Genomic DNA, 24,248 nt, shown 5'->3' with positions numbered 1-24,248 from the left:
GGAGAGTTAATAAAAAAAGAATCAGTTAATAACTAAGCATTGATTGTTTATAGAGTGAAGATCAGCGAAAATAGTCTTCAATTACGATTAACATAACGGATCGCGTGTGAGGAGCCAAATTGGGTTCTTCCTAGGGTGTGTTGAGCTTTCGGGGTTGAGCAATATTAGCTCTGAAACGTCAGCATACATAAATGTCCGTATTCAAACTAAAAGAACTTTTTTAATGGCAGAGCAAAATCTCCTCAGTGAAATTAATAAACGACGTACCTTCGCGATTATTTCGCATCCAGATGCGGGTAAAACCACCATCACCGAAAAAGTACTCTTATTCGGACAAGCTATCCAAAAAGCCGGTACAGTAAAAGGCCGTGGCTCTAACCAGCATGCTAAATCTGACTGGATGGACATGGAAAAAGAGCGTGGTATTTCTGTTACTACCTCAGTAATGCAGTTTCCGTATAAAAACGCCTTGGTTAACCTGCTCGACACACCTGGACACGAAGACTTCTCAGAAGATACGTACCGTACCCTAACAGCAGTCGATTCGTGCTTAATGGTTATTGATGCGGCCAAAGGTGTAGAAGACCGTACGCGTAAATTAATGGAAGTAACACGCCTGCGTACTACGCCAATTGTTACTTTTATGAATAAATGTGACCGTGATATACGCGACCCAATGGAGCTGCTTGACGAAGTTGAAACCGAGCTTAAAATAGCGTGTGCCCCTATTACTTGGCCAATTGGTAGCGGTAAAGGCTTTAAAGGCGTTTATCATATTCATAACGATGAAGCGGTTTTATATAAAACTGGCCAAGGTCATAAAATTCAAGACGTGCGCACCATTAAAGGGATAGATAACCCAGAACTGGTTGATGCTATTGGTGACGATCTTGCCGCGCAATTACGCGATGAGCTAGAGCTGGTTATTGGCGCATCCAATGAATTTGATTTAGAGCTGTTTTTAGCCGGCGAACTATCGCCAGTTTATTTTGGTACAGCACTAGGTAACTTTGGTGTTGACCATGTACTTGACGGCTTAACTAAATGGGCGCCAACGCCATTACCACGTGAAACAGAAGACCGCCAAGTAGTTGCCACTGAAGAGAACTTTACTGGCTTTGTATTTAAAATTCAGGCCAATATGGACCCGAAACACCGCGACCGAATTGCCTTTATGCGCATAGTGTCGGGTAAATACAGCCAAGGCATGAAAATGAATCATGTGCGAATTGGCAAACAAGTAAGTATTTCTGATGCGGTTACGTTTATGGCTGGCGATCGTGAGCGCGCAGGTGATGCATTCGCTGGCGACATTATTGGTTTACATAACCACGGTACGATTCAAATAGGTGATACTTTTACCCAAGGTGAAAAGCTTAAGTTTAGTGGTATTCCTAACTTTGCACCGGAATTATTCCGCCGTATTCGTTTACGTGATCCGCTTAAGCAAAAGCAGTTATTAAAAGGCTTAGTACAACTTTCAGAAGAGGGTGCTGTACAGGTATTTAGACCGCTAATAAACAACGATTTAATTGTAGGCGCAGTAGGTGTACTTCAGTTTGATGTGGTTGTAGCGCGCTTAAAAGCAGAATATAACGTAGATGCAATTTACGAAGGTGTTAACGTAAATACAGCCCGCTGGGTAAGTAGCGACGACGTTAAAAAGTTTGAAGACTTTAAGCGTAAATGTGAAAGCAACCTAGCCTTAGATGGCGGCGATAATTTAACTTACATAGCGCCAAGCCGTGTAAACCTTAATTTATCAGTAGAGCGCTATCCAGAAGTCACCTTTAGCCATACACGCGAAAACTAAAGCCAGCTTAGTAAAATTTTAAAAGCCTGCTTTGGCGGGCTTATTAAGGTAAAAAATATGAACATTCGTACTATTTTAGTAGAAAAAGCCATTGCCGCTATGACAGCTGTAGGCTTACCAGCAGATACTAACCCAGCAGTTACACAAAGTACTCGTCCACAATTTGGTGACTACCAAATTAATGCTGCCATGGGCGCGGCTAAAAAAATGAAAAGCAACCCACGAGAGCTTGCGCAAAAAATTATTGATAACCTAGATGTAAGCGACATTGCCGAAAAAACTGAAATTGCCGGCCCAGGGTTTATAAATATTCATTTAAAGCCTGAATTTTTAGCACAAAGCGTTAAAGCGGCGAACAGTGATGCAAAATTAGCGGTTAATGAACACGCTAATCCACAAAAAGTGGTTGTTGATTACTCATCGCCAAACCTTGCTAAAGAAATGCACGTAGGCCATTTACGCTCAACCATTATTGGTGATGCGATTGTGCGTGCGCTTGAATTTAGAGGCGATAGCGTTGTGCGTCAAAATCACATGGGTGATTGGGGCACACAATTTGGTATGTTGATTGCGCATTTAGAAGATCAAATTAGCCAAGGCGTAGATTTAGATACAGTAGCACTTGCCGATTTAGAAACCTTTTACCGCGACGCTAAAAAACGTTTTGACGATGAAGAAGGCTTTGCCGACAAAGCACGTAATTATGTAGTTAAATTACAAGGCGGCGACGCGCATTGTGAAAAACTGTGGAAGCTTTTTATTGCCACTTCAGTTAAGCACTCTGAAGAAGTATATAAGCGCTTAAATGTAACGCTTACACAAGCTGATATTATGGCTGAAAGCGCATACAACGCTGAGCTAAATGACATTATTAGTTTATTAAAAGATAAAAATATTGCCGTGGAGTCGCAAGGCGCACAGGTAGTATTTTTAGATGAACTAGCAAACAAAGACGGCGAACCATCGGCGTTTATTGTACAAAAATCGGGTGGCGGCTTTTTATATGCAACTACAGATTTAGCCGCATGTGATTACCGCTCAAATAAGTTAGGTGCCGATCGTATCTTAATTTTTGTTGATGCGCGCCAAAGCCTGCACTTTAACCAAGTAGAGCTTACAGCACGTAAAGCTGGTTTTTTACGCGATGAAACTAGCTATGAGTTTTGCCCGTTTGGCACCATGATGGGCGCCGACAACAAACCATTTAAAACCCGTACCGGTGGCACAGTTAAACTTGCCGATTTACTCGAAGAGTCGATTAATCGCGCAGCAATAAAATTAGCCGAGCGTGAATCTGATTTATCAGAGCAAGAGCGCAGCGAAATTGCCCGCAAAGTAGGTATTGGCGCAGTTAAATATGCCGACCTTTCTAAGCACCGCACCAGTGATTATATTTTCAACTGGGACAGCATGCTAAGCTTTGAAGGCGCAACAGCACCTTACTTACAATATGCCTATACGCGTATACGCAGTATTTTTCGTAAATCAGGCGTTGATGCAGCTACACTAAATTCAAACGTTACTATCGTAGAGCCGCAAGAAAAAGCGCTAGCGCTTAAGTTACTGCAGCTTGAAGAAGTACTTGATTTAATGATCACTGAAGCCACACCACACGTACTATGTGGTTACTTATATGAACTAGCAAGCTTATATATGACGTTCTACGAAGCCTGCCCAGTACTTAAAGAAGGCGTAGAGCCAAACGTACGTGATAGCCGTTTAGTGTTATGTAATTTGGTTTCTAAAACGTTAGAGACGGGATTAGACTTACTAGGCATTGAAGTCATGGAGCAAATGTAATCACCTTCTGCTGCGTGTAGTTCGCTTTAGCTGCGTTGATAAAACTATTTAGCCTAAGTCACATACAAACCGTATGCTCCTTGGCATAAATAGTTTTACCGCCTTGCTAGCACTCCTACACTTGCAGATGTAACGCTTTACACCGAGGTTGGGTTGAGTGAAACGAAACCCAACGATACACCTGATACTCTGTATTTATTGTTATCGCATAAACTTGAGACTCTGTGTTTATTGCTATCGAATATACCTAAAGCTCGATGTTTATTGCTATCGCATACACTAAAAATTTTGTGTTTACCGGTATCGAATATACCTAAAGCTTGATGTTTGTTGTTACTAGCATCACTATTTAAGCTCGTTACTCTAAGCTCTTTTCTAACGCTTTATTTAAAGGATTTATTATGAAACTCGAAGATATCCGTCGTGAATACCTGCAAAACGCGTTAAGCGAAGATAATTTGCTTGATGATCCGTTTAAACAGTTTGAAACCTGGCTTGAGCACGCTGTAGCAAGTAATTTACCTGATCCAACCGCTATGGTAGTGGCGACAGTTGATGATACCGGGCAGCCTTCGCAGCGCATTGTATTGCTTAAGCATTTAGATAATGATGGTTTTGTGTTTTTTACTAATACAGGTTCGCGCAAAGCGCAGGAGCTTAAAGGTAATAATAAAATATCGCTGCACTTTCCTTGGCACCCTATGGAACGCCAAGTAATTGTGTATGGCGAGGCTAAACCTTTACCTACTTCTGCGGTGGCTAAGTACTTTTTATCTCGCCCTAAAGAAAGCCAGCTAGCAGCGTGGGCATCAGCACAAAGTCGCCCAGTTTCATCGCGTAAAGTGTTGATGGAAACCTTTGCCAATATGAAAAACAAGTTTGCTAAAGGTGAAATTCCTTTACCTGACTTTTGGGGTGGCTATTGTGTTGTACCGCAAAAAATTGAGTTTTGGCAAGGTGGGGCACACCGCCTGCACGACCGCTTTATGTATCAGCGCCAAGCAGACAACAGCTGGCAAATTACACGCTTAAACCCTTAATAAATCGATGAGTAAGTAACAATGCAATTTATTGACTCTCATTGCCACCTCGACTTTACAGAGTTTGACTCAAACCGCGAGTCACTCATTAGCGAGTGTGTAGCAAAGGGAGTTGAGCAGTTTGTGGTGCCCGGTATTAGTTTGGCCCAATCGCGTGCATTACTTGAATTTAAAATTAACTTTGCAGGCGTAAAAATAGCTGCAGGACTGCATCCTTACTTTTTAAATCAGCATCAAGAGTCCCATATAGAGCTGCTATTTACATTTGCTACGGCCAATAAAAACCAGCTGGTGGCAATTGGCGAATGCGGTCTAGATCGAAGTATTGAAAACCTCTCCAAACAAACCTTTCTATTTGAACAACAAATAGCATTGGCTAATCAGCTAGGGTTACCGTTAATTGTGCATCATAGGCAAAGCCATGATTTAATAGCGCAGTCGTTTAAGCGTTGTAAGCCTAAGTATGGAGGGGTTATTCATGCGTTTTCGGGATCACTTCAACAAGCTCAATATTATATTAAGCAAGGTTTTAAGCTCGGTGTAGGCGGTGTTATTAGCTACCCGCGAGCGGTTAAAACGCGCGATGTAATTGCCAATATAAATACATCGCACCTAGTGCTTGAAACCGACTCGCCATCAATGCCGCTATGTGGTTATCAAGGGGAGATCAATACGCCGCTGCAAATAATGCGGGTATTTGATGTATTGTGTGAATTAAAGCCCAAACAACACAAAGAGCAACTAGCTACAGAGCTTTACGACTCATGCTGTGATGTTTTTTGTATATAGCGATTAACCTGCCATATTTTTAAGCCACGGCCAAATTGCCAAGTAAAAATACATGCAATTACCAACATTAATAATACTTGGCGACCTAAGTCATGAAAATGATTGTGGCTAGATGTAACTGCCGCACGGGTTAAATAAGTAATAGATACAAAACCAACAGGTCTGTCGTCGTCACTTACCACGGGCTCTATAAACGGTGTTTTAAGTTTACTAACACCAGGAGTTGATTCAGATAGCTGGCCGCTAACATGCAGCGATTGCCAATTATCGCTACTGGCTATAAGCATGCCTTGCTGGTCGTAAATTGTGGCTGAAAGTACAAATTCATCTTTGCTTATGTTGTTACATAATGCATTAAGTTGCGGTTTGTTTTTTTCAATTAACGGGGTTTTAGCATTTAATGCCATAAATTTGGTGAGCGATTTTGCCGTACTATCGGCACTGTCATAAAGTAATTGATGGCTTTGAAAACTACTATTAATGCCCACCCAGCTCAGTAATATTAAGCAGGCAGTAGCAAGCAATAAACGCACTAAGCGTTTTTTTTGTGAGGCAGTGATAGGGTTTTTAAGATGGTTATTTTTCATAGTCACCGTATATACTACTGACAGCATTTTGATTTGATGTTACAAATGCTATACCCAAGTTGTTTGGGTATACTATAACCTTAAACCCCACCTGATGGCGAATTTAGCGCAAGTAATATATTTAACATTTTGTAAGTAGCTATCAGGATAACAAAAAAATTCACGGAGAATCCATGTCGCAAACGAACATGGCACAGCCTGGTGCTGAGCAACCATTAACGCAGTTAGTATTAAATAAATGGTTTAGCTATCAGGATGAGGTGTTTTTACCGTTAAAAAACCTACCTAATAAACACCAAGGTTTATTTAGTATTGCCTTTGCTGGCAATTTTAGTATTACCCATATTAAAGCCATAATAGATTTTTTTGCGAAGCATAATCAAACCGTTACAGGGCTTTGCCAGTATCAGCCGGACTTAAGTTTACCAGCGGCACTGTGTTTTTATATTAAGCAAGCAGAGCTGCCGATTAACCCGCTAGTATTACAACAATTTTCCAGCACACTTGATTTTCAGCTAGTGCAAATAGCTTGCCCACCCAACTTGTATGAGCCAGGTTTATTGGTAATGGATATGGATTCAACCGCTATTACTATTGAGTGCATAGATGAAATTGCACGCTTAGCTAACGTATACGATGAGGTTGCTTCGGTAACAGCACTGGCAATGGCTGGTAAGCTTGATTTTAGTGAAAGCCTAAATCAGCGCGTCGCTAAACTTACCGGAATTGAAAAAAGCTTAATAGATGAGTTAAAAAATAATTTACCTTTAATGCCGGGTATTAAAATGCTTTGCCAAATACTTAAACAGCATCAGTGGCACTTAGCCATTGCGTCGGGTGGTTTCGTACCCTTTGCAGAGCAAGTACAAGCGTTAATCAATTTAGATGAAGTACACGCTAACGTGCTTGAATTTAAAGATAATAAGCTCACAGGTAAAGTATTAGGCACAATTGTAGATGCACAGCAAAAAGCCATTATTTTAGAGTCATTACAGCAACAGCTGGGGTTAATAAAGTCGCAAACAGTGGCGATTGGCGATGGGGCTAACGATTTAAAAATGATGGCAACAGCAGGGCTAGGTGTAGCAGTACATGGTAAAGCAAAAGTGGTTGAGCAAGCCCAAGCAGCTATTTGCCAAGGCTCGTTATTACAATTACTGTATATGCTAGCTATACCATTAAATAGTGAGGCTACTGTTTAACGCAGGCGGTTTAGCCAAAGCAGTTTGCGGCGACCCATTTGGTCAACTTGTTGCTGTTCAAGTTTTAAATGGCTTAAGGCTTCTTCGGTGATATCGACAATATCACCGACACCCGCTACAGACCACAATGCCTCTTCTAATTCCCTTGCTTTATGCAGCGCATATTGACTCACATATTTTAGTTCGTTAGATAAATAATCGGTATCTGGGCGTCCAGTACGTGATATATACAAGCGCATAACAAAAATAAGATTCGACTTTAAGCCTTTGCTTATTTGTTCCTGAAAATCATTATAATCCTCACCTGCTATGCAATAACTGGTAATAGACTCTGAAATACTGCCCTTACGGGGATCAAAATTAATCACAAGTGTAAAGGCGCTTGGCGGATCTTGGCGGCTAAGATCTTTTATCTGTGGGGTGATCACATTAACGATTTGCTCATCAGTAATAATGCTCGATAAATCGGTTTTATTACCCAACAAACCAAAGTTTTGTAAAAGCACATGTAGTGGGCTAGGGTATAAGCCAAAGCCAATTGCACCTGCTTTAAAGTGCGCTCCTTCTTTATGTAAATAAAGTGGGAACTGGCAAACGCTTTTAGTTACCATATTTCTAAGTGCTGTAGAGAGCCCAGGCACTTTAGGCGCTTCTTCTGACACTTTTAGTTTATCTTTATTACTGTTAATTAACTGCGTAAAAAACAGCACTCCAGCATGGGGTAAGTCGGCAACTCGGCTGGCTTTTAAATTAATAATAGTGAACGACTTATTTACAGCCATCACTTCGTACTTTAGCTCACTAAGCTGATATGTTTTGGTTATTTTTTGTAAGTCAGGAAACGAGAGTAAAACAATGTCGCCTTTTTTTAAGCTTACTGGTTGTTTGCATTCAAGCTGCAAGCCCATAACCGAAAAGTCGCGAGTAAGGCCATGTACTACCTCATCGTTTACGCTAATCGACACATTCGTTTTATATAAGTAGCGCTTATCAGAGCGAAGATTTACATACTCTAAAGGTACAATATCTAAATAAGGCGCAGACTTACTTTTGCTATGGCCAAAACTCTTCAATTGATTAATCAAAGCTTTATCGTAATTTAATTGCTGATAGTGTTGCTGTTCAGTTTTATTACCAATAGCAGTTAGTACCACCATATATTTTACATTTTTCACTAACCCTTCTACCCGAGGAGAAGGCGGCTTATTGAGCTTTTCAATATTTTTACTTACAGTGTTCGGTAACGATAAAGGAATAAATGAGTCATCTGGATGGCTTGGCATAATTTGTATTTTAAAGCACTGCCAAGTGTCTTTTTGACTGCCAAAACCTAAAAATAAGTTTTTTAGCTGAGGGTTTTGTTCAAGCTCATTACGTGTTGCAGAATAATAATAAATTTTGCCCGCCGAAATATGAGTAAAAGTATATAAATAATCTTCTTTAACTGGAGCCTGTTTTAAAAGTAATGCATTAATACGTTGCTCATTAAGCACACTGTATAAACAAGGGTTTTGGCGTTCATCGGTAAAGTAACGTTGAATAAAAATGTTGTTTTCGGTGGTTAGACTTAAGCTAGGATAAAGTACATTGTCTTTTTTACTTAAAAACACATATAAAGAGGTGACGCGTGGAATATAGTATTGCTCGTAACCCTTAGAAACCACAGCATCGAGCGTATTATCAAGGTTTACTTTATAGCGACGTTTATTACCGTGGATAAAGCTTTCTAAAAAATTATCAAACGCTTCATTATTTTCAATAAAGGTGCGTTTTAAACGAATATGATTAAACTCTTTAGAAATATTTTCTACGGCGACAACCTCATACTGAATGCCATTTTTTAAACCTAGCTCAAAGTCTTGCTCTAAACCTACCAAACGCAAGGCGATTAAATGTCCTTTTTTTAGTACATAACGAGTGGCTAGCTTTATTTTACAACCACTGAGGGATATATTGGAAGTGCTAGCAGCAATACTTTTTTTGTCGTTGTATTCAACCGTTACTTTAATTGAATAGTTCATTCGCTCTTCAGAGCGGCTTTCATAAGAGGCAAACTTTATAACATTTGTATTAAGGGAGTCATCAATGGCTTGCTCTGCAATTTTTTCTGTGGTTTTGCGTTGTAACACCCGATGATTATTTTCGGTGTTCATCACTGCCTCATAAACGGCAAGGGTATAACCACCGTGTTGTTTTAGCGCAGCTTCAAATACTTCAATCGCTGTTTCATCCATGAAATGTTGTTTGCCATTGTGATCATAAGGCTTTACCTGCCCAGTCACTAAACCACGTAAGTCAATAAAGCGCGCTATCGGCTGAGATAAGCGTGTCATTTCCATTTTCATTAAAAACTGTTCAGGCTTTGTAAGCCCAACTATTTTAGACTTAAAAATTAAATCAAATTTAGGGTTGCCTAAATAATGTTTTAATTCAGATATAAGATCTTCGTGCTTGAGCAGTATGTCTTCAGCCATTTATAAAACCATCACCGTCTAATTAAAAAAGTAGGTATACTATTAAATCCATTTATTAGAAAACTCAATAAATGTCGTATCGTGTTATTGTTGTTAATATAGGTACGATTATTCGAGTAACTACAGTTTAGCGCTTGTTATTATGTGTTAAATACCAATTTATTGGCAAGTTACTTTAAACTATTATTCAAGCAATAAGTATGCCCTAAAGTATAGTAAAAAAGAAAACAGCATTTATAGATAATAATAGTAGTGCTAAATTATCTTGTTGGTATGACTCATTGTTAGGCGAAACTTTAAAATGGTAAAATAAGCACTTAACATTAAGTATTTTTAAAATTAAAGAATAGTAGGTAAAGTTATAAATGGCTAAAGCGGCAAAAGTAGAGTTTGTTTGTACCGAATGTGGCATGAACTACCAACGTTGGCAAGGTCAATGCCGCTGTGGTGCATGGAACACATTAGCAGAATTTAAACCGTCAGCAGGGCAAAGTAAAAAAGCATCGGCACGCGTAAGTGTAGGTGGTTATGCTGGGGGGATTGGTGGCGGTTCTAAAAAAATTAATGATATTGCTACCGCAGAAACTGAAAAACAGTTAACTGAAATTGGCGAGCTCGATCGTGTTTTAAGTGGTGGTGTAACAACGGGGTCAGTTAATATAATCTCTGGCGATCCAGGGGCTGGTAAAACAACCTTGTTATCTGATTTAGTGGCACGAATGTCACAACGCATGCCCTCACTTTACTGTACCGCAGAAGAATCTTTATCGCAGTTTAAAAACAGAGTGAATCGTTTAAAGTTAAATTATAACCCTGATGCGCTTTATTTACTTTCCGAAACCAGTGTTGAAACCATCATTGAAGAACTCGATAAAAATAAAATTAAGTTTGCAGTAATAGACTCCATTCAAGCAGTGGTTACCGACACAGCTAACGGTAGCCCAGGCTCGCCTTCGCAAGTAAAAAGTGCCGCGCAAGCACTTACGCAATACTGTAAGCAAAATGATGTCACTATGTTCATTATTGCCCATGTAAATAAAAACAACGAAATAGCTGGTCCGCAAACGCTGGTGCATATAGTTGACGCACTATTGCATATAGATACTAACGATGGGCAAATTCGTACCTTACGAGCAAATAAAAACCGCTTTGGTGATATAGATACAGTCGGTATTTTTAGAATGTGCGAACGCGGTATGCTCAGCGTTGATAACCCCAGCGAAATATTTTTATCAGGCTCAACTACAGATTCACCTGGCTCTGCAATTACGTGTATTCGTAAAGGTAATCGTAATTTATTACTCGAAATTCAATGTTTAACCACTGAGATTGAGGCGGAATTTCCGCAGCGTGTTTGCGTTGGTTTAAACATGAACCGAATAAAAATGCTCACCGGCATACTGCGTAAGCACACAAAAACTAAAATATTTCACGATACGTTTTTTAATATAGTGGGTGGCTTAAAAATTGATGAATCAGAAACCTGTATAGATTTAGCGTTGGTTGCTGCGCTACTTAGCAGCTTAAATGATTTTGTGGTGCCACGTACCACTTGTATTATGGGAGAGCTGAGTTTAAATGGCGACGTACGCCCAATAGACAGTGGCGTACCGCGCGTTAAAGAAGCTGCGCAGCATGGCTTTACGGAAATATTTATTCCATTTCGTAATTACCATAAATCAATGGAAGGGCTGGGCGCTAAGATCACCCCGATAAAAACAGTACATGAGTTACTTAGTTTAATTAATTAGCAAAAACGCTTATCGGTGATGTTCTGCAATGTTACTCTTGAGCTGAAACAATTTATATAAAGACTTAAATAAGGAAATAACATGAAAAAGTTAGTTATAGCTGCAGCAATTGTAGCTGCCGGTGTTGGTGGCGTAAGTTATGCAAATCACGTAGCCACTAAAGAAGTACGTGCAGAAATAGATAAGCAACTAGCACTAGTGAGCGAGCAAACCGGCGCTACATTTAAGTATGCAGACTTATCGGCTAGTGTTATTTCCAATAGTGTAGAAATTAGCAATATGGAAGTCATTAGTTCTGAAGGCGATAATGTTGCCAGTATTCAAAGCATTGAAGTGACAGGCTACGAAACCGATAAAATTTCACCACACACTACATTTGATGTAAAAAGCTTTCAATTTAATAAAGACTTTGTGGCTAAATTACCAGCCGATACAAATACTATGTTAGCGTCGGCCAGTTACGATTTACATTCATCACTTGATTACGATGAAAAATCGGGCGACAGCGATGTGGTAGTTAAGTTAGATGCAAAAGACATTGTTAGCTTTAATATGAATATGGGTCTGGCAAACACACAAGCACTTATGGATGCATCGCTTGCGATCAGTAAAGCACAGCAAGCAGCGGGCAGCGAACCTTTAACTTATGAGCAAGAATTACAGCAGCAAACGCTAATAATGCAAGCTATGAGTAAGTTAGAGCCGCGCAGTGTTAACTTTGAACTTAATAACCAAGGCGAGCTTAAAGCATTGCTAGAAAGCGAGCTTATTAAGCAAGGTATGAGTGTTGAGCAAATGCAAATGATGGTTGAGCAGCAGCTACAGCAAGCGCCAGTAACTGAAGAAATTGCAGAAGCGATTAGCGGCTTTGTTAAAGGCTTAAATTCATTTAGCGTGTCGGCAAAACTACCAGAAGGCAAAACTATGATGGAAGTTAACCAACAAATAATGATGCTAATAGGCCAGCCTGAAAAGCTTGTAGAGTACATTAATCTAGAAGTTAAAGGCGACTAAAAGTAGCTATAGCAATCGCGATATCAGTTAAAAATGATAGCACGATACACATAATTAAAGCGTGAGTTTAACTCGCGCTTTTTTATGCGTAAATTTTGCGTTTAGACTAGGTGTTAACTCTCAAAATTAACAATTAGTTTACCAGTACTCATTTTATCGTTAGTATTCATTACTACAAAAACTGTTATTTATCATATTAAATAGCCATTAAGGCTCAAACTAATTACTTAAAGTTGAATGGGGTTACAGATGGGAAAAGGTCGATTAGAAGCTTTTAGTGATGGTGTGTTGGCAATTATTATTACCATTATGGTATTGGAGCTAAAAATACCTGAAGGCGCAGGAATTGAAGCACTTGTGCCTATGCTCCCTAACTTTTTTAGCTATGTTTTAAGTTTTGTATACGTAGGGATTTACTGGAATAACCATCATCATTTATTACACGCTGCTGGCAGTGTTTCGGGTGGGGTATTGTGGTCAAATTTAAATTTACTTTTTTGGTTATCATTATTCCCGTTTTCGACCAGTTGGATGGGAGGTAATCACTTTGAGCCACTACCTACCGCGACTTATGGTGCCGTGCTGTTTATGGCGGCGATTGCGTATAATATTTTACAACGCAGCATAATGGCGACAGATGGCTGCAGCTCTGTATTACGCAAAGCAATCGGTGCAGACTGGAAAGGCAAAGTGTCTATGGCGCTCTACTTATCGGCAGTAGGCGTAGCATTTGTAGCGCCATGGTTAGCACAAGTAATATATGTGGCAGTGGCGCTGTTATGGTTAGTACCAGATAAAAGAATAGAGCAGGCCGTTAATCAAAATTAAATTTATTACTCTTTTAATTAGTTTTACCGCTAAGTAGGGCAATAAAAAAGCCGCGTTTGTTATAAAGCAAACGCGGCTTAAAATTTTCTAGAGCTTAAATTAGTTAATGCAGAATACGTGCTCTTATCGTGCCTTCAACAGCGCTTAGCTCTTTAAGGGCAACTTCTGAGTGGTCGGTATCTACATCAATAACTACATAACCAATTGACTCATCTGTTTGTAGGTACTGCGCGGCAATGTTAATACCGTGCTGTGCAAACGCTTGGTTTATTTGTGTTAATACGCCAGGACGGTTGTGATGTACATGCAGTAAGCGACTACGATTAGCAAGCTCTGGTAGTGAAACCTCAGGGAAGTTAACAGCAGTAATAGTTGAGCCGTTATCTGAGTATTTAGCTAGTTTTCCAGCTACTTCAATACCAATGTTTTCTTGTGCTTCTTGAGTTGAACCACCAATGTGCGGCGTTAAAATAACATTGTCGAAATTACGCAGTGGCGATACAAACTCTTCATCGTTAGATTTAGGCTCAACCGGGAACACATCGATTGCTGCGCCGCTGAGTTTTTTGTCGGTAAGCGCTTCTGCCAATGCATCAATATCAACTACAGTGCCGCGAGACGCATTAATTAAAATAGCGCCTTGTTTCATAACCGCAAGTTCGGCAGTGCCAATAAGGTTCTTAGTTTGTGGGGTTTCAGGTACATGTAAAGTAATAATATCAGAGCGTTGTAATAGCTGAGTTAAATTATGTACTTGCTTGGCGTTGCCAAGTGATAACTTATCTTCAATATCGTAAAACTCAACATGCATACCAATATTTTCGGCCATAATACCTAACTGGGTACCAATGTGGCCATAGCCAATAATACCCAATGTTTTACCACGAGCTTCAAACGAGCCGTTTGCGGTTTTTAACCAGCCGCCACGATGTGCAGCAGCATTACGCTGTGGAATACCGCGTAATAGCAACAGTATTTCACCAAGTACAAGCTCTGCAACCGAGCGGGTGTTAGAAAATGGTGCGTTAAATACAGCAATACCACGTTCGCGCGCCGCATTTAAGTCAACCTGGTTGGTGCCAATACAAAAACAGCCAACCGCAACGAGCTTTTCAGCTGCTTCTAACACAGCTTGGTTAATATGAGTACGAGAACGAAGCCCCACAAAGTGTACGTCTTTAATACGTTCTTTTAGCTCGTCCTCAGGTAAGGATGTTTTAACATAGTCGATGTTGCTATAACCGTTACGTTTTAGCGTTTCAACAGCGCTTTGGTGAACACCTTCAAGCAAAAGAATTTTAATTTTGTCTTTTGCCAACGATACCTTACTCATAACCTCATCCTATTTAATTTGTGGCCCATTTTTAGTGCCGATAATCACTTTATCAGCGCCACGCTCTGCGAATAGGCCGTTGGTAACTACGCCAACAATTTGATTAATTTGTGTTTCAAGTTGTTTAGCTTGGGTAATTTTTAAATTATGTACATCTAAAATAACGTTACCGTTATCGGTAACTACACCTTGGCGATACACAGGATCACCACCAAGTTTTAATAATTCGCGTGCTACGTAACTGCGTGCCATGGGTATAACTTCAACCGGCAGTGGAAAACCACCCAAGGTTGCTACTAATTTGGTGTCATCTACAATGCACACAAATTGTTTAGCTACCGCTGCTACTATTTTTTCACGAGTAAGGGCTGCACCGCCGCCTTTAATCATTTCGTTATGGGCGTTAATTTCATCAGCGCCGTCAACGTATACATCTAAAACATCAACGTCATTAAGTTCAAATACTTCAATGCCTAGCGCTTTTAAACGAGCAGTTGAGGCTTCTGAACTAGAAACCGCACCTTTAATGGTGTCTTTTATTGAGCCTAGTGCATCAATAAAGTGATTAACCGTTGAGCCTGTACCTACGCCTACAATAGTGTTCTCTTTTACAAACTCTAACGCTGCCCAAGCAGCTGCTTTTTTTAATTCGTCTTGTGTCATTGTTTTATGCTCATTTATGTCAAAAATTTCTGCTGGCATACAAAGTAACGCTTTACCAACAGTAGGTTTTATTTGGGGTGATAATTGTTTTAAGTGGCACATCCCATGATTCTATGGGTAAAGCTGTTACTTTTTGGCATTCATGTGCTAAACCAATAAGTTGCGGCTTTTGCCAGTGTTGCTGGTGTAGCCGCGCCAATGTCCGATCGTAAAACCCACCCCCCATTCCTAAGCGATTACCTTGGTTATCAAATGCCACTAATGGCATAAGTAGGTAATCAAGCTCTGGTAACGGGCATATTTGAGTACAATTGAGCTTAGGTTCCAAGATACCATAGCGGTTTGCCTTCATGGGTGAGTTTTTTTCATAACGCTGAAATAGTAAATTAGCCCCGTTAAAGGGGTGGATTACAGGTAGGTAAAGGGTGTGCCCTTTACCCCATAATTCATTAATTAACAATGAGGTATCTAATTCGCCGTCGTTACTAAAATAAATGGCAATATGTTCTTTTTTAGTGTTTTTTTTGCCATTTAAGTATTGAATAAAATTCACTTTTAGCGATTGGGCGGCAATTAATTGTTGGTTACTTGATAAATTATTACGCAGTTCGCGGACAGATGCTCTTATTGTTGCACGTTTATTGCTCACTTTAGGATTTCACCCCGTAATTAAAAAGAGAATAAGTTAGGGACGGTTAAATATATTGCTAATAAAATAAGCAAAGTAACCACAGTTGCTATGAGTGAATATAACAACACATTACTGCGTTTTTGCAGTGGTGTGAGCAACTCATCATCAAGCATAAGATCATCGTCTTGCCACTCTATGTGTTCATCGGTAATTGCTGTGGCTTCAACCTCGGGTAGGCGCTGTTCAAGCTCGTCTAGTTTTTCTTCAAGGCGAATTAAGCTACTGGTAATGTAATCAAGCGCATCAAAAATTCTGTCATCGCGCTGGCTACTCGTTGCACTTGCCAGTTGAGTATTTTGATTAGGGTTGGTAACAGCCTGCAGCTTACTTTTAATACCTAAGCTGGCAAGTAGTTTGGCTTGCTTTAGGGCTTTGTCTTTATTGCTTGGCACAAATAGCGGTTTACCATTAAAAAAAAGCGACACTTTTTCATTTGATGTTTTTAATTTAGTAGCAAGCATGGCAGTAACAGCTTTGCTGTCAACGCCCTCAGCGAGTCCTACAAAGGTAACACGAAAGTTGTCGGCCATTTTTAATTCCCTAAGCTTTTATAGTAAAACGAGTATATACCGAAAGTGCAAAACAATTCGAGAGTGATTTATGTTTCACGGCTTGAATAATAAGCTTTAGATATAAAAACGACCCTTAAAAGGGCCGTTTATATTTTTAATAGTATGTTGGCTTAAAGACCAGCAGCAGCGCGAAGTGCTTCTGCTTTATCAGTACGCTCCCAAGGGAACTCTTCACGACCAAAGTGGCCGTAAGCCGCCGTTGGAAGGTAGATAGGGCGCTCTAAATCAAGCATTTTAATTAAACCGTAAGGGCGCAAGTCAAAGTGCTCACGAATAAGCTCAATTAAACGGCTTTCTTCTAGTTTGCTGGTACCAAAGGTTTCTACGCTTATAGACGTAGGCTCTGCAATACCAATAGCGTACGATACTTGTAGCTCACACTTATCAGCAAGGCCAGCAGCAACAATGTTTTTAGCAACATAACGTGCAGCATAGGCAGCACTACGGTCAACTTTTGATGGATCTTTACCAGAGAAAGCACCGCCACCGTGACGAGCCATGCCGCCGTAGGTATCTACAATGATTTTACGACCGGTTAAGCCACAATCGCCCATTGGTCCGCCAATTACAAAGCGACCTGTTGGGTTAATAAAAAACTTAGTCGCGCTAGTAATTAGCTCAGCAGGAAGTACCGGCTTGATGATAGTTTCCATCACCGCTTCGATTAAATCTTTTTGTGAAATATCTTCGCTGTGCTGTGTAGAAAGTACAACAGCATCAATACCTACTGGCTTGCCGTTTTCGTATGCAAACGTAACTTGTGATTTTGCATCTGGGCGTAACCAGTTAAGCTCGCCGCTTTTACGAACCTGTGCTTGGCGCTGCACTAAACGGTGTGAGTAGGTAATAGGAGCAGGCATTAGTACTTCAGTTTCGTTACATGCGTAACCAAACATTAAGCCTTGATCGCCAGCGCCTTGCTCTTCTGGGCTAGTACGGTCAACACCTTGGTTAATGTCAGGAGACTGTTTACCAATAGTGTTTAAAATTGCACATGAATCTGCATCAAAACCCATATCTGAATTAGTGTAGCCAATGTCGCGAATTGTTTTACGTGTAATTTCTTCGATATCAACCCATGCGCTAGTAGTGATTTCACCACCAACCATAACCATACCGGTTTTTACGTAAGTTTCACACGCAACTCGGGCATGAGAATCTTGCTCAAGGATAGCATCAAGTACCGCATCAGAGATTTGATCGGCGATTTTATCCGGATGACCTTCAGAAACAGATTCAGAAGTAAATAAATGTTTTGCCATTGTATTTCTGCTCACAAATATTGCGCTTCACAAACGTCGGTATTAGCGCTTAAAAATTAAGGGGCGTATTTTATCGAAAACAAAACACCTTGCATAGTGTTTTTACGCCTAGACGTCTAAATAAAATATTTAATAACTTTTCGGTCTCAAAAAATATTCATAATGACCTATTATTATGGGTTTTTAATTGCACACCGCCCCTACAATAAGTAAGAATGGACTAAACACTAGTCGCCAAGTTATACGGCGGCATAATCGAATACATAAATACCCGCGCAAAAATATATTAAGGTAGGAGAATTCATGCCATCTCGCAAAGAACTTGCAAATGCTATTCGTGTCTTGTCAATGGACGCAGTACAAAAGGCCAAATCTGGTCATCCTGGAGCCCCTATGGGCATGGCAGATATCGCAGAAGTATTATGGCGCGATTATCTAAAACATAACCCAACAAACCCAGAGTGGGCTGACCGAGATCGCTTTATATTATCGAACGGCCACGGTTCAATGCTTATTTATTCTTTATTACATTTAACGGGTTATGATTTACCGTTAGACGAAATTAAAAACTTCCGTCAAATGCATTCAAAAACACCTGGTCACCCAGAGTACGGTTATGCACCAGGAATCGAAACTACTACCGGCCCGTTAGGTCAAGGGATCACTAACGCAGTAGGTATGGCAATTGCCGAAAAAGCGCTAGCTGCACAGTTTAACCGTGAAGGTCACGATATTGTTGATCACTTTACCTATGCATTTATGGGCGACGGCTGCTTAATGGAAGGTATTTCTCATGAAGCTGGTTCACTTGCAGGCACATTAGGCCTAGGTAAACTTGTTGCATTTTGGGATGACAACGGCATTTCAATCGATGGCGAAGTAGAAGGTTGGTTTACCGATGATACGCCAGCTCGCTTTAAAGCGTACGGTTGGCATGTAATTAGCGGTGTTGATGGCCACGACAGCGATGCTATAAGTGCTGCAATCGCAGAAGCTAAAAGTGTTACCGATAAGCCATCACTAATTTGTTGTAAAACAATTATTGGTTACGGCTCACCTAATAAGTCGGGTAGCCACGACTGCCATGGTGCACCACTAGGTGAGGACGAAATTAAAGCGTCTCGCGAATTTTTAGGTTGGACTGGCGATGCATTCGAAATCCCTGCAGACATTTATGCACAATGGGATAGCAAAGAACAAGGTCAACAGCTTGAATCAAGCTGGGATGAAAAATTTGCAGCATACGCAAAAGCATACCCAGAGCTAGCGTCAGAATACAAGCGTCGTATTAACAACGAACTGCCAGGCGATTGGGCTGAAAAATCTCAAGCATACATTGAAGAGCTGCAAGCAAATCCAGCAAACCCAGCGTCTCGTAAAGCGTCGCAAAATGCATTAAACGCATTTGGCCCGTTATTACCAGAATTTATGGGTGGCTCTGCCGATTTAGCTGGCTCAAACCTAACAATTTGGGATGGCTCTAAAGGCTTAACACGCGACGATGCAAGCGGTAACTACATTTATTACGGTGTACGTGAGTTTGGTATGTCGGCAATTATGAATGGTATTGCGCTGCATAAAGGCTTTATTCCTTACGGTGCTACGTTCTTAATGTTTGTTGAATATGCAAAAAATGCCGTACGTATGGCTGCATTAATGAAGCAACCAAGCATTTTTGTATACACGCACGATTCAATTGGTTTAGGTGAAGATGGTCCAACTCACCAACCAGTAGAGCAAATTGCAAGCATGCGTTTAACGCCTAACTTATACAACTGGCGTCCATGTGACCAAGTGGAGTCGGCAATTGCATGGCAACAAGCTATTGAGCGTAAAGACGGTCCTACATCACTAATCTTTACTCGCCAAGGTTTAGAGCAACAAGCACGTAACGCACAGCAACTGAGCGACGTTAAAAAGGGGGGTTACATCCTTAGCTGCGACGGCAATCCAGAGCTTATTTTCATTGCAACGGGTTCTGAAGTGCAACTAGCACAAGATTCAGCAAGCGAACTACGCAAGCAAGGTAAAAAGGTACGTGTTGTATCTATGCCGTGTACTGATGCTTTTGAAACGCAAAGCGCAGAGTATAAAGAAAGCGTATTACCGGCATCTGTTACACGCCGCGTAGCAGTAGAAGCAGGTATTGCTGATTACTGGTACAAGTACGTAGGCCTAAATGGCGCAGTAGTAGGTATGACCACCTTTGGTGAGTCAGCGCCTGCAGGCGAGCTGTTTGAGCACTTTGGCTTTACAGTGGCAAACATTGTAAATAAAGCAAACGAGCTTTTTTAATCGCCTTTGATTAAATAAAGTAAGCAATTGAAAAACCCGTATATGTTGCGGGTTTTTTTATGCCCGAATATGAAACAACTTCACTTAAAGCAATACTGCTTTCCTTGCAAGAAAGTAAGCTATCAGGCAAGGTAGTGCGATAAAATTTATAAATAAAAATCTTAAATTATTAGCAGGAGCTAAATATGTCAAAGTTCGAAAATGTTAGTGTAATTAAAAAAGCCAATGTGTATTTTGATGGCAAAGTGTCAAGCCGAACCGTTTTATTAGGCAGTGGTGAAGCAAAAACATTAGGCTTTATGCAACCAGGTGAGTTTGTGTTCGACACTAACCAAAAAGAATGTATGGAATTATTAGCAGGGCAGTGGGATATTTTATTGCCAGGTGAAAGCGAGTGGAAAACATTTAATGCGGGCGAATCATTTAATGTTGATGCAAACGTAAGTTTTAAGGTAAAAGTAAGCGATTTTGCTGATTATTGCTGTTCATACACAGATTAATAGCACAAATATAACGCGGTTAGTATGTTATTTAACCGCTTAAAGAGCCCGTATAATGCGGGCTTTTGCATGTTTAATGCTCAGTGAGTGATCTAAATCAGCTTTACTAACAAATATTTGCTTAAATAGTTACATTTCTCCTTGTGTTAATTCATATTGCCCCCAATACTAACTATGAAGTAACACATAAAAGGATATAAAATGAAAATTAATCTTACAGGTCACCATGTTGACGTTACTGATTCAATTAGAGAACACGTAAACGAAAAGTTTTCAAAAATAGCGAATCACTTTCCATCTTTGATCGCGCTCGACATTATTCTTTCTAAAGTTCACAACAAGCTTCAAGCGGAAATTAGCACTATTTACGAAGGTGCACGTATATCGGTTAAGGGCGAAAACGAAGTGCTGTATCCAGCAATTAGTAGTGCCGCAAAAAAACTAGATACGTCACTAAAACATCGCAAAGGGCAAATTAAAGCTAATTTGCATGAAAAACCAGAAATAACAACCCCAGAAATTGCACACGAAATCATCCAAGAGATGGATCTTCGTTAACGTTTTTAGAGTTTAGGCCCTAACTTTTAGGGCCTAAAACCATTATTTATTAGCTTCGTTTTACCCCCTCATTTATTAATACTTTTCAGCTTTCATTTTGCGTTAAAACTCTGTAATTTATTCATTATTATAAATAAACAGTAAGTACACACATGCGCTCTGTAGTATCAAATTGGCAAACTCGCTTAAATGCATTGGGGCCGGGAATTCTAATGGCAACCGCTGCAATTGGTGGTTCACATTTAGTGGCATCAACCCAAGCGGGAGCCATATTTGGCTGGCAATTATTTTGGCTTATTTTAGTAGTAAACGTTTTAAAGTACCCATTTTTTCGCTTTGGCATGGAGTACACACTCGCTACCAAAAATAGCCTAGTAGAGGGTTATAAAAGCAAAGGGCCATTTTATTTTTACAGCTTCATTGTCCTAAATGTTGTTGCCGCTATCGTTAATACCGCAGGCGTATTATTACTCACCGCAAGCTTGTTGCATTACGCACTACCTATCACAATAGAAATAACACTGCTGTGTTGGATTTTACTTGGCGTGTGCTTAACCATACTTTTGCTAGGGCACTTTAAAGCGCTAGATAACGTGGCAAAAGGCATTATGGGGCTACTTACATTAGCAACATTAATAGCACTCGCTATTGCCTTTAGTAATGGCCCAATGGCACCTGCTGACTATGTAGGCCCTTCACCGTATGAGTTAGCCATGCTTAGCTTTATGGTGGCACTAATGGGCTGGATGCCCGCCCCCATTGAAATATCCGCACTTAGCTCACTGTGGTTAAAAGAAAAACAAACACAACAAACAATATCTAAACGCGAAGGCTTATTCGACTTTAACGTGGGTTACTGGTTAACCGCAGGCTTAGCGCTGGTGTTTTTTAGCTTAGGTGTATTAGTGCAATATGGGCAAAGCAGTAATATAGAACTCGGTGGGGTCGCTTTTGCCAAACAGCTTATTGATATGTACGCACTTACCATTGGTGAGTGGGCAAGGCCGCTAGTATCAGCCATTGCTTTTTTATGTATGTTTGGCACCACATTAACGGTACTTGATGGTTATGCGCGTACTTTAAACGAATCGCATAAATTACTTGGTTTTAAGCAATCAAAACACAGCTTAAACACATGGCTAATACTGCAAGCACTTGCTGGTATGGCGGTTATTTTATTTTTTGAATCAGCCTTAGGTCCTATGCTTACCTTTGCCATGACACTGTCATTTGTAACCACTCCTATATTTGCTTGGCTAAACTTTAGCCTTGTGCGCTCCGAGCCCAGCATTAAACACGGCGTACTACTTAAAAGTTTAAGCTGGATAGGGCTGCTGTACTTAGTCGGTTTTTCTGTGGCATTTGTTGTGTGGATGATGATGTAAGTAAAAAAATTCAATAAAGCAATAAATTAGCGTACATTGCATTTGTACGCTAATTACCTATATAGCTATCTATAGTAAAAACGAAGTAACCGATTTAACAGCAGGTCAGAAAAAGCAATTGAAATAATTCTTAGAGGTGTGGCGCAATGAGCAAACGTGATTTGTTTTCAGAATTAACTACAGCGCTTGTTGATGCTAAAGCGCATTCACAAGATAAGCTTACATTGCGTACTCATACAGTAAATGATATCAACGATCTTGCTATCTCACCCGATGAAATAGTGAATATTCGAGAAAAATTTACTATGGCGTGCGATGTATTTGCAAACATTCTACATACCTCAGCAAGAACGCTCGAAAACTGGGAGCAAGGACGTAGCGCGCCTAATGGGCAAGCAATTACTTTATTAAAGCTTGTGCAGCGTCATCCTGAGACATTGAATCATATAGCTGAGTTGTAGAGTTTTATAAGCCTTATCAAAATGAATGAGGCATTTAGGTAAACCCGCTTATTTATCTTAAAAGTCAAAAAAAAGACCTGACCTTAATGTGATTTTTTGATCTCAATGTAGTGTTTGATACCTATTTTCTCGCTACACTTAAACAAGCTAAAAATACGAGTGAGGGTTTCCTTCACTTAGCTGCTGGGCAAACAAAAAAATATACTGTTAAAAGTATTACCAAACTCGAGTAACCAAAAGGGATTAGTTTATATGGCAATGTTTCGTTAAAAAAGTTTCTTTTTAAAGATAAGCTATCTAATTTTGTATAAATTTGCTCTGACAAGTAGTCATTGGATTTCAAAATATTGTTTATTATCTGACACCTTTCATTTTCAACTTGTTGGAATGTTGTCGTGATTCCGCTGTAATAATCAGCTAACGATTTCATTTTTTGATGAACTTGCCTTGCCATAGGGAGTACAACAACTAATTCAGGCTGGTTATCTCCGTAAAATTCTTTTAATTGTTGTAATTTATATTCAACGTCGTCTAAATTACTTTGATTTATTTTCCCTCCTAGCTTTAAGCGCTTATGCATCTCTTGAAAGGTTATTGCAATTGTAGTTAGCGAATTGAAGTAGTGCTCATATGTATCACTTAGATTTTCATAGCTAGATGGAATGGTATTTTTAAAGTTATTGTTCTTTGTAAACTTTTCAAGTGTTGCCAACTCTGCTTTGAGACTTTCTTCACGCCAATCTTCTGGTATTAAGCGATCTATTTTGTAAAAAGCATCATTACTCTCTTCACGTGCAGCAATAGCCTTCGAATTATTTACTGCTAAAGAAGATGAAGGGATAAAATCAAAGGTATCACTAATATTTTGTTTTTTAATAGGACTTGATGACTTACCACTTTTGATGCACCAACTGTTGATTGATTCTTGTAATGTTAACCAGTAAACAAACATATAGTAAGCAATTATAAAACATAGTGCCCCAGCTAATGTAAGAGAAGATACTCCTGGATCAATCTTTATTCCTAAAAAAGAAGTAATTTCTCGACCTTTGAGGAATAGTAACAAAAAGTATGCCAGCGATGAGTATGCTAGTAACTGAATTTTATACTTTCTACACTCATCATTTATTGGATGATCTTTCGCTTCAAACAAATAAAGTTTGACCGTGTGTGCTATGTTTTCATTATCTGATTTATCCATACTTCTTAGGTCCATAATCTACTTGTAGT

The 24,248-nt window shown here is 39.8% G+C and carries 21 protein-coding genes; 13 read left to right on the top strand and 8 right to left on the bottom strand.

What is annotated here, in order from left to right:
- Window positions 1-223: 223 nt before the first annotated feature.
- The 4 genes from prfC to H5079_RS06940 all read left to right on the top strand — a co-directional run bounded on the left by prfC (window position 224) and on the right by H5079_RS06940 (window position 5,442).
- A complete protein-coding gene (gene prfC / locus H5079_RS06955) occupies window positions 224-1,813 on the top strand; it encodes a peptide chain release factor 3 (RefSeq protein ID WP_011327353.1) in 1,590 nt (529 codons plus the stop codon).
- Window positions 1,814-1,870: 57 nt separating this feature from the next.
- Window positions 1,871-3,613 carry an arginine--tRNA ligase gene (argS, locus tag H5079_RS06950; RefSeq protein WP_086997856.1) on the top strand — a complete coding sequence of 581 codons (1,743 nt, stop codon included), beginning with the start codon at window positions 1,871-1,873 and terminating at the stop codon, window positions 3,611-3,613.
- 401 nt (window positions 3,614-4,014) lie between these two features.
- Window positions 4,015-4,653: a pyridoxamine 5'-phosphate oxidase gene (pdxH, locus tag H5079_RS06945; protein WP_011327355.1), complete on the top strand. Its 639-nt coding sequence runs from the start codon at window positions 4,015-4,017 to the stop codon at window positions 4,651-4,653.
- Between the two features lie 21 nt (window positions 4,654-4,674).
- The gene (locus H5079_RS06940; RefSeq protein ID WP_182683799.1) at window positions 4,675-5,442 is read left to right on the top strand and encodes a TatD family hydrolase; all 768 of its coding nucleotides are present in this window, start codon (window positions 4,675-4,677) and stop codon (window positions 5,440-5,442) included.
- Here the strand turns inward: H5079_RS06940 and H5079_RS06935 are convergent.
- Window positions 5,409-6,029 carry an AhpA/YtjB family protein gene (locus tag H5079_RS06935; RefSeq protein ID WP_011327357.1) on the bottom strand — a complete coding sequence of 207 codons (621 nt, stop codon included), beginning with the start codon at window positions 6,027-6,029 and terminating at the stop codon, window positions 5,409-5,411. The two genes, H5079_RS06940 and H5079_RS06935, sit on opposite strands and share 34 nt — an antisense overlap.
- 173 nt (window positions 6,030-6,202) lie before the next feature.
- Here H5079_RS06935 and serB point away from each other — a divergent pair, with 173 nt between their 5' ends.
- Complete coding sequence (serB, locus tag H5079_RS06930; RefSeq protein WP_182683798.1) at window positions 6,203-7,231, top strand: phosphoserine phosphatase SerB; 1,029 nt, start codon at window positions 6,203-6,205, stop codon at window positions 7,229-7,231.
- Here the strand turns inward: serB and H5079_RS06925 are convergent.
- Window positions 7,228-9,705 carry a PilZ domain-containing protein gene (locus H5079_RS06925; RefSeq protein ID WP_182683797.1) on the bottom strand — a complete coding sequence of 826 codons (2,478 nt, stop codon included), beginning with the start codon at window positions 9,703-9,705 and terminating at the stop codon, window positions 7,228-7,230. The genes serB and H5079_RS06925 overlap by 4 nt on opposite strands.
- A gap of 365 nt (window positions 9,706-10,070) precedes the next feature.
- On the opposite strand from H5079_RS06925, the gene radA reads away from it, so the two are divergent.
- From radA to H5079_RS06910, 3 genes are all read left to right on the top strand, one after another.
- Window positions 10,071-11,456: a DNA repair protein RadA gene (gene radA, locus H5079_RS06920; protein ID WP_011327360.1), complete on the top strand. Its 1,386-nt coding sequence runs from the start codon at window positions 10,071-10,073 to the stop codon at window positions 11,454-11,456.
- Window positions 11,457-11,537: 81 nt separating this feature from the next.
- Window positions 11,538-12,470: a hypothetical protein gene (locus H5079_RS06915; protein ID WP_089367823.1), complete on the top strand. Its 933-nt coding sequence runs from the start codon at window positions 11,538-11,540 to the stop codon at window positions 12,468-12,470.
- A 249-nt stretch (window positions 12,471-12,719) separates the two neighbouring features.
- The gene (locus tag H5079_RS06910; protein ID WP_011327362.1) at window positions 12,720-13,298 is read left to right on the top strand and encodes a TMEM175 family protein; all 579 of its coding nucleotides are present in this window, start codon (window positions 12,720-12,722) and stop codon (window positions 13,296-13,298) included.
- Between the two features lie 103 nt (window positions 13,299-13,401).
- Here the strand turns inward: H5079_RS06910 and serA are convergent, their stop codons facing one another.
- From serA to metK, 5 genes are all read right to left on the bottom strand, one after another.
- The gene (serA, locus tag H5079_RS06905; RefSeq protein ID WP_011327363.1) at window positions 13,402-14,631 is read right to left on the bottom strand and encodes a phosphoglycerate dehydrogenase; all 1,230 of its coding nucleotides are present in this window, start codon (window positions 14,629-14,631) and stop codon (window positions 13,402-13,404) included.
- Between the two features lie 9 nt (window positions 14,632-14,640).
- Complete coding sequence (gene rpiA / locus H5079_RS06900) at window positions 14,641-15,294, bottom strand: ribose-5-phosphate isomerase RpiA (RefSeq protein WP_089368934.1); 654 nt, start codon at window positions 15,292-15,294, stop codon at window positions 14,641-14,643.
- Between the two features lie 52 nt (window positions 15,295-15,346).
- Window positions 15,347-15,943, bottom strand: coding sequence for a 5-formyltetrahydrofolate cyclo-ligase (locus H5079_RS06895; RefSeq protein WP_182683796.1), 597 nt, complete (start codon window positions 15,941-15,943; stop codon window positions 15,347-15,349).
- 20 nt (window positions 15,944-15,963) lie between these two features.
- Window positions 15,964-16,515, bottom strand: coding sequence for a hypothetical protein (locus H5079_RS06890; RefSeq protein ID WP_011327366.1), 552 nt, complete (start codon window positions 16,513-16,515; stop codon window positions 15,964-15,966).
- Between the two features lie 152 nt (window positions 16,516-16,667).
- Window positions 16,668-17,819 carry a methionine adenosyltransferase gene (metK, locus tag H5079_RS06885; RefSeq protein ID WP_011327367.1) on the bottom strand — a complete coding sequence of 384 codons (1,152 nt, stop codon included), beginning with the start codon at window positions 17,817-17,819 and terminating at the stop codon, window positions 16,668-16,670.
- 303 nt (window positions 17,820-18,122) lie between these two features.
- On the opposite strand from metK, the gene tkt reads away from it, so the two are divergent.
- The 5 genes from tkt to H5079_RS06855 all read left to right on the top strand — a co-directional run bounded on the left by tkt (window position 18,123) and on the right by H5079_RS06855 (window position 23,018).
- Entirely contained in the window at window positions 18,123-20,114 is a 1,992-nt protein-coding gene (gene tkt, locus H5079_RS06880) for a transketolase (RefSeq protein ID WP_182683795.1), read from the top strand.
- Between the two features lie 185 nt (window positions 20,115-20,299).
- A complete protein-coding gene (locus H5079_RS06875) occupies window positions 20,300-20,614 on the top strand; it encodes a pyrimidine/purine nucleoside phosphorylase (protein WP_011327369.1) in 315 nt (104 codons plus the stop codon).
- Window positions 20,615-20,815: 201 nt separating this feature from the next.
- Window positions 20,816-21,172, top strand: a complete 357-nt coding sequence (hpf, locus tag H5079_RS06870) for a ribosome hibernation-promoting factor, HPF/YfiA family (protein ID WP_011327370.1) — start codon at window positions 20,816-20,818, stop codon at window positions 21,170-21,172.
- A gap of 212 nt (window positions 21,173-21,384) precedes the next feature.
- Window positions 21,385-22,557, top strand: a complete 1,173-nt coding sequence (locus H5079_RS06865; protein WP_375144256.1) for an NRAMP family divalent metal transporter — start codon at window positions 21,385-21,387, stop codon at window positions 22,555-22,557.
- A gap of 146 nt (window positions 22,558-22,703) precedes the next feature.
- Window positions 22,704-23,018, top strand: coding sequence for a DNA-binding transcriptional regulator (locus H5079_RS06855; RefSeq protein ID WP_182683793.1), 315 nt, complete (start codon window positions 22,704-22,706; stop codon window positions 23,016-23,018).
- A gap of 172 nt (window positions 23,019-23,190) precedes the next feature.
- On the opposite strand, the gene H5079_RS06850 is transcribed toward H5079_RS06855, so the two are convergent.
- Window positions 23,191-24,219, bottom strand: coding sequence for a hypothetical protein (locus H5079_RS06850; RefSeq protein ID WP_182683792.1), 1,029 nt, complete (start codon window positions 24,217-24,219; stop codon window positions 23,191-23,193).
- Window positions 24,220-24,248: the final 29 nt, after the last annotated feature.

The organism is Pseudoalteromonas sp. SG44-5, assembly GCF_014164175.1.
Classification (GTDB): domain Bacteria; phylum Pseudomonadota; class Gammaproteobacteria; order Enterobacterales; family Alteromonadaceae; genus Pseudoalteromonas; species Pseudoalteromonas nigrifaciens.
The sequence above is the reverse complement of the archived record's forward strand: the minus strand, read 5'-3'. Positions and strand labels throughout refer to the sequence as shown.

Coding starts and splice junctions, on each gene's coding strand:
- H5079_RS06940 (WP_182683799.1), top strand. CDS start 4,675: ATGCAATTTATTGACTCTCATTGCCACCTCGACTTTACAGAGTTTGAC.
- rpiA (WP_089368934.1), bottom strand. CDS start 15,294: ATGACACAAGACGAATTAAAAAAAGCAGCTGCTTGGGCAGCGTTAGAG.
- metK (WP_011327367.1), bottom strand. CDS start 17,819: ATGGCAAAACATTTATTTACTTCTGAATCTGTTTCTGAAGGTCATCCG.
- hpf (WP_011327370.1), top strand. CDS start 20,816: ATGAAAATTAATCTTACAGGTCACCATGTTGACGTTACTGATTCAATT.
- H5079_RS06915 (WP_089367823.1), top strand. CDS start 11,538: ATGAAAAAGTTAGTTATAGCTGCAGCAATTGTAGCTGCCGGTGTTGGT.
- H5079_RS06850 (WP_182683792.1), bottom strand. CDS start 24,219: ATGGATAAATCAGATAATGAAAACATAGCACACACGGTCAAACTTTAT.
- radA (WP_011327360.1), top strand. CDS start 10,071: ATGGCTAAAGCGGCAAAAGTAGAGTTTGTTTGTACCGAATGTGGCATG.
- H5079_RS06935 (WP_011327357.1), bottom strand. CDS start 6,029: ATGAAAAATAACCATCTTAAAAACCCTATCACTGCCTCACAAAAAAAA.
- H5079_RS06910 (WP_011327362.1), top strand. CDS start 12,720: ATGGGAAAAGGTCGATTAGAAGCTTTTAGTGATGGTGTGTTGGCAATT.
- serB (WP_182683798.1), top strand. CDS start 6,203: ATGTCGCAAACGAACATGGCACAGCCTGGTGCTGAGCAACCATTAACG.
- tkt (WP_182683795.1), top strand. CDS start 18,123: ATGCCATCTCGCAAAGAACTTGCAAATGCTATTCGTGTCTTGTCAATG.
- H5079_RS06925 (WP_182683797.1), bottom strand. CDS start 9,705: ATGGCTGAAGACATACTGCTCAAGCACGAAGATCTTATATCTGAATTA.
- H5079_RS06890 (WP_011327366.1), bottom strand. CDS start 16,515: ATGGCCGACAACTTTCGTGTTACCTTTGTAGGACTCGCTGAGGGCGTT.
- H5079_RS06875 (WP_011327369.1), top strand. CDS start 20,300: ATGTCAAAGTTCGAAAATGTTAGTGTAATTAAAAAAGCCAATGTGTAT.
- argS (WP_086997856.1), top strand. CDS start 1,871: ATGAACATTCGTACTATTTTAGTAGAAAAAGCCATTGCCGCTATGACA.
- pdxH (WP_011327355.1), top strand. CDS start 4,015: ATGAAACTCGAAGATATCCGTCGTGAATACCTGCAAAACGCGTTAAGC.
- H5079_RS06855 (WP_182683793.1), top strand. CDS start 22,704: ATGAGCAAACGTGATTTGTTTTCAGAATTAACTACAGCGCTTGTTGAT.
- prfC (WP_011327353.1), top strand. CDS start 224: ATGGCAGAGCAAAATCTCCTCAGTGAAATTAATAAACGACGTACCTTC.
- H5079_RS06865 (WP_375144256.1), top strand. CDS start 21,385: ATGGCAACCGCTGCAATTGGTGGTTCACATTTAGTGGCATCAACCCAA.
- serA (WP_011327363.1), bottom strand. CDS start 14,631: ATGAGTAAGGTATCGTTGGCAAAAGACAAAATTAAAATTCTTTTGCTT.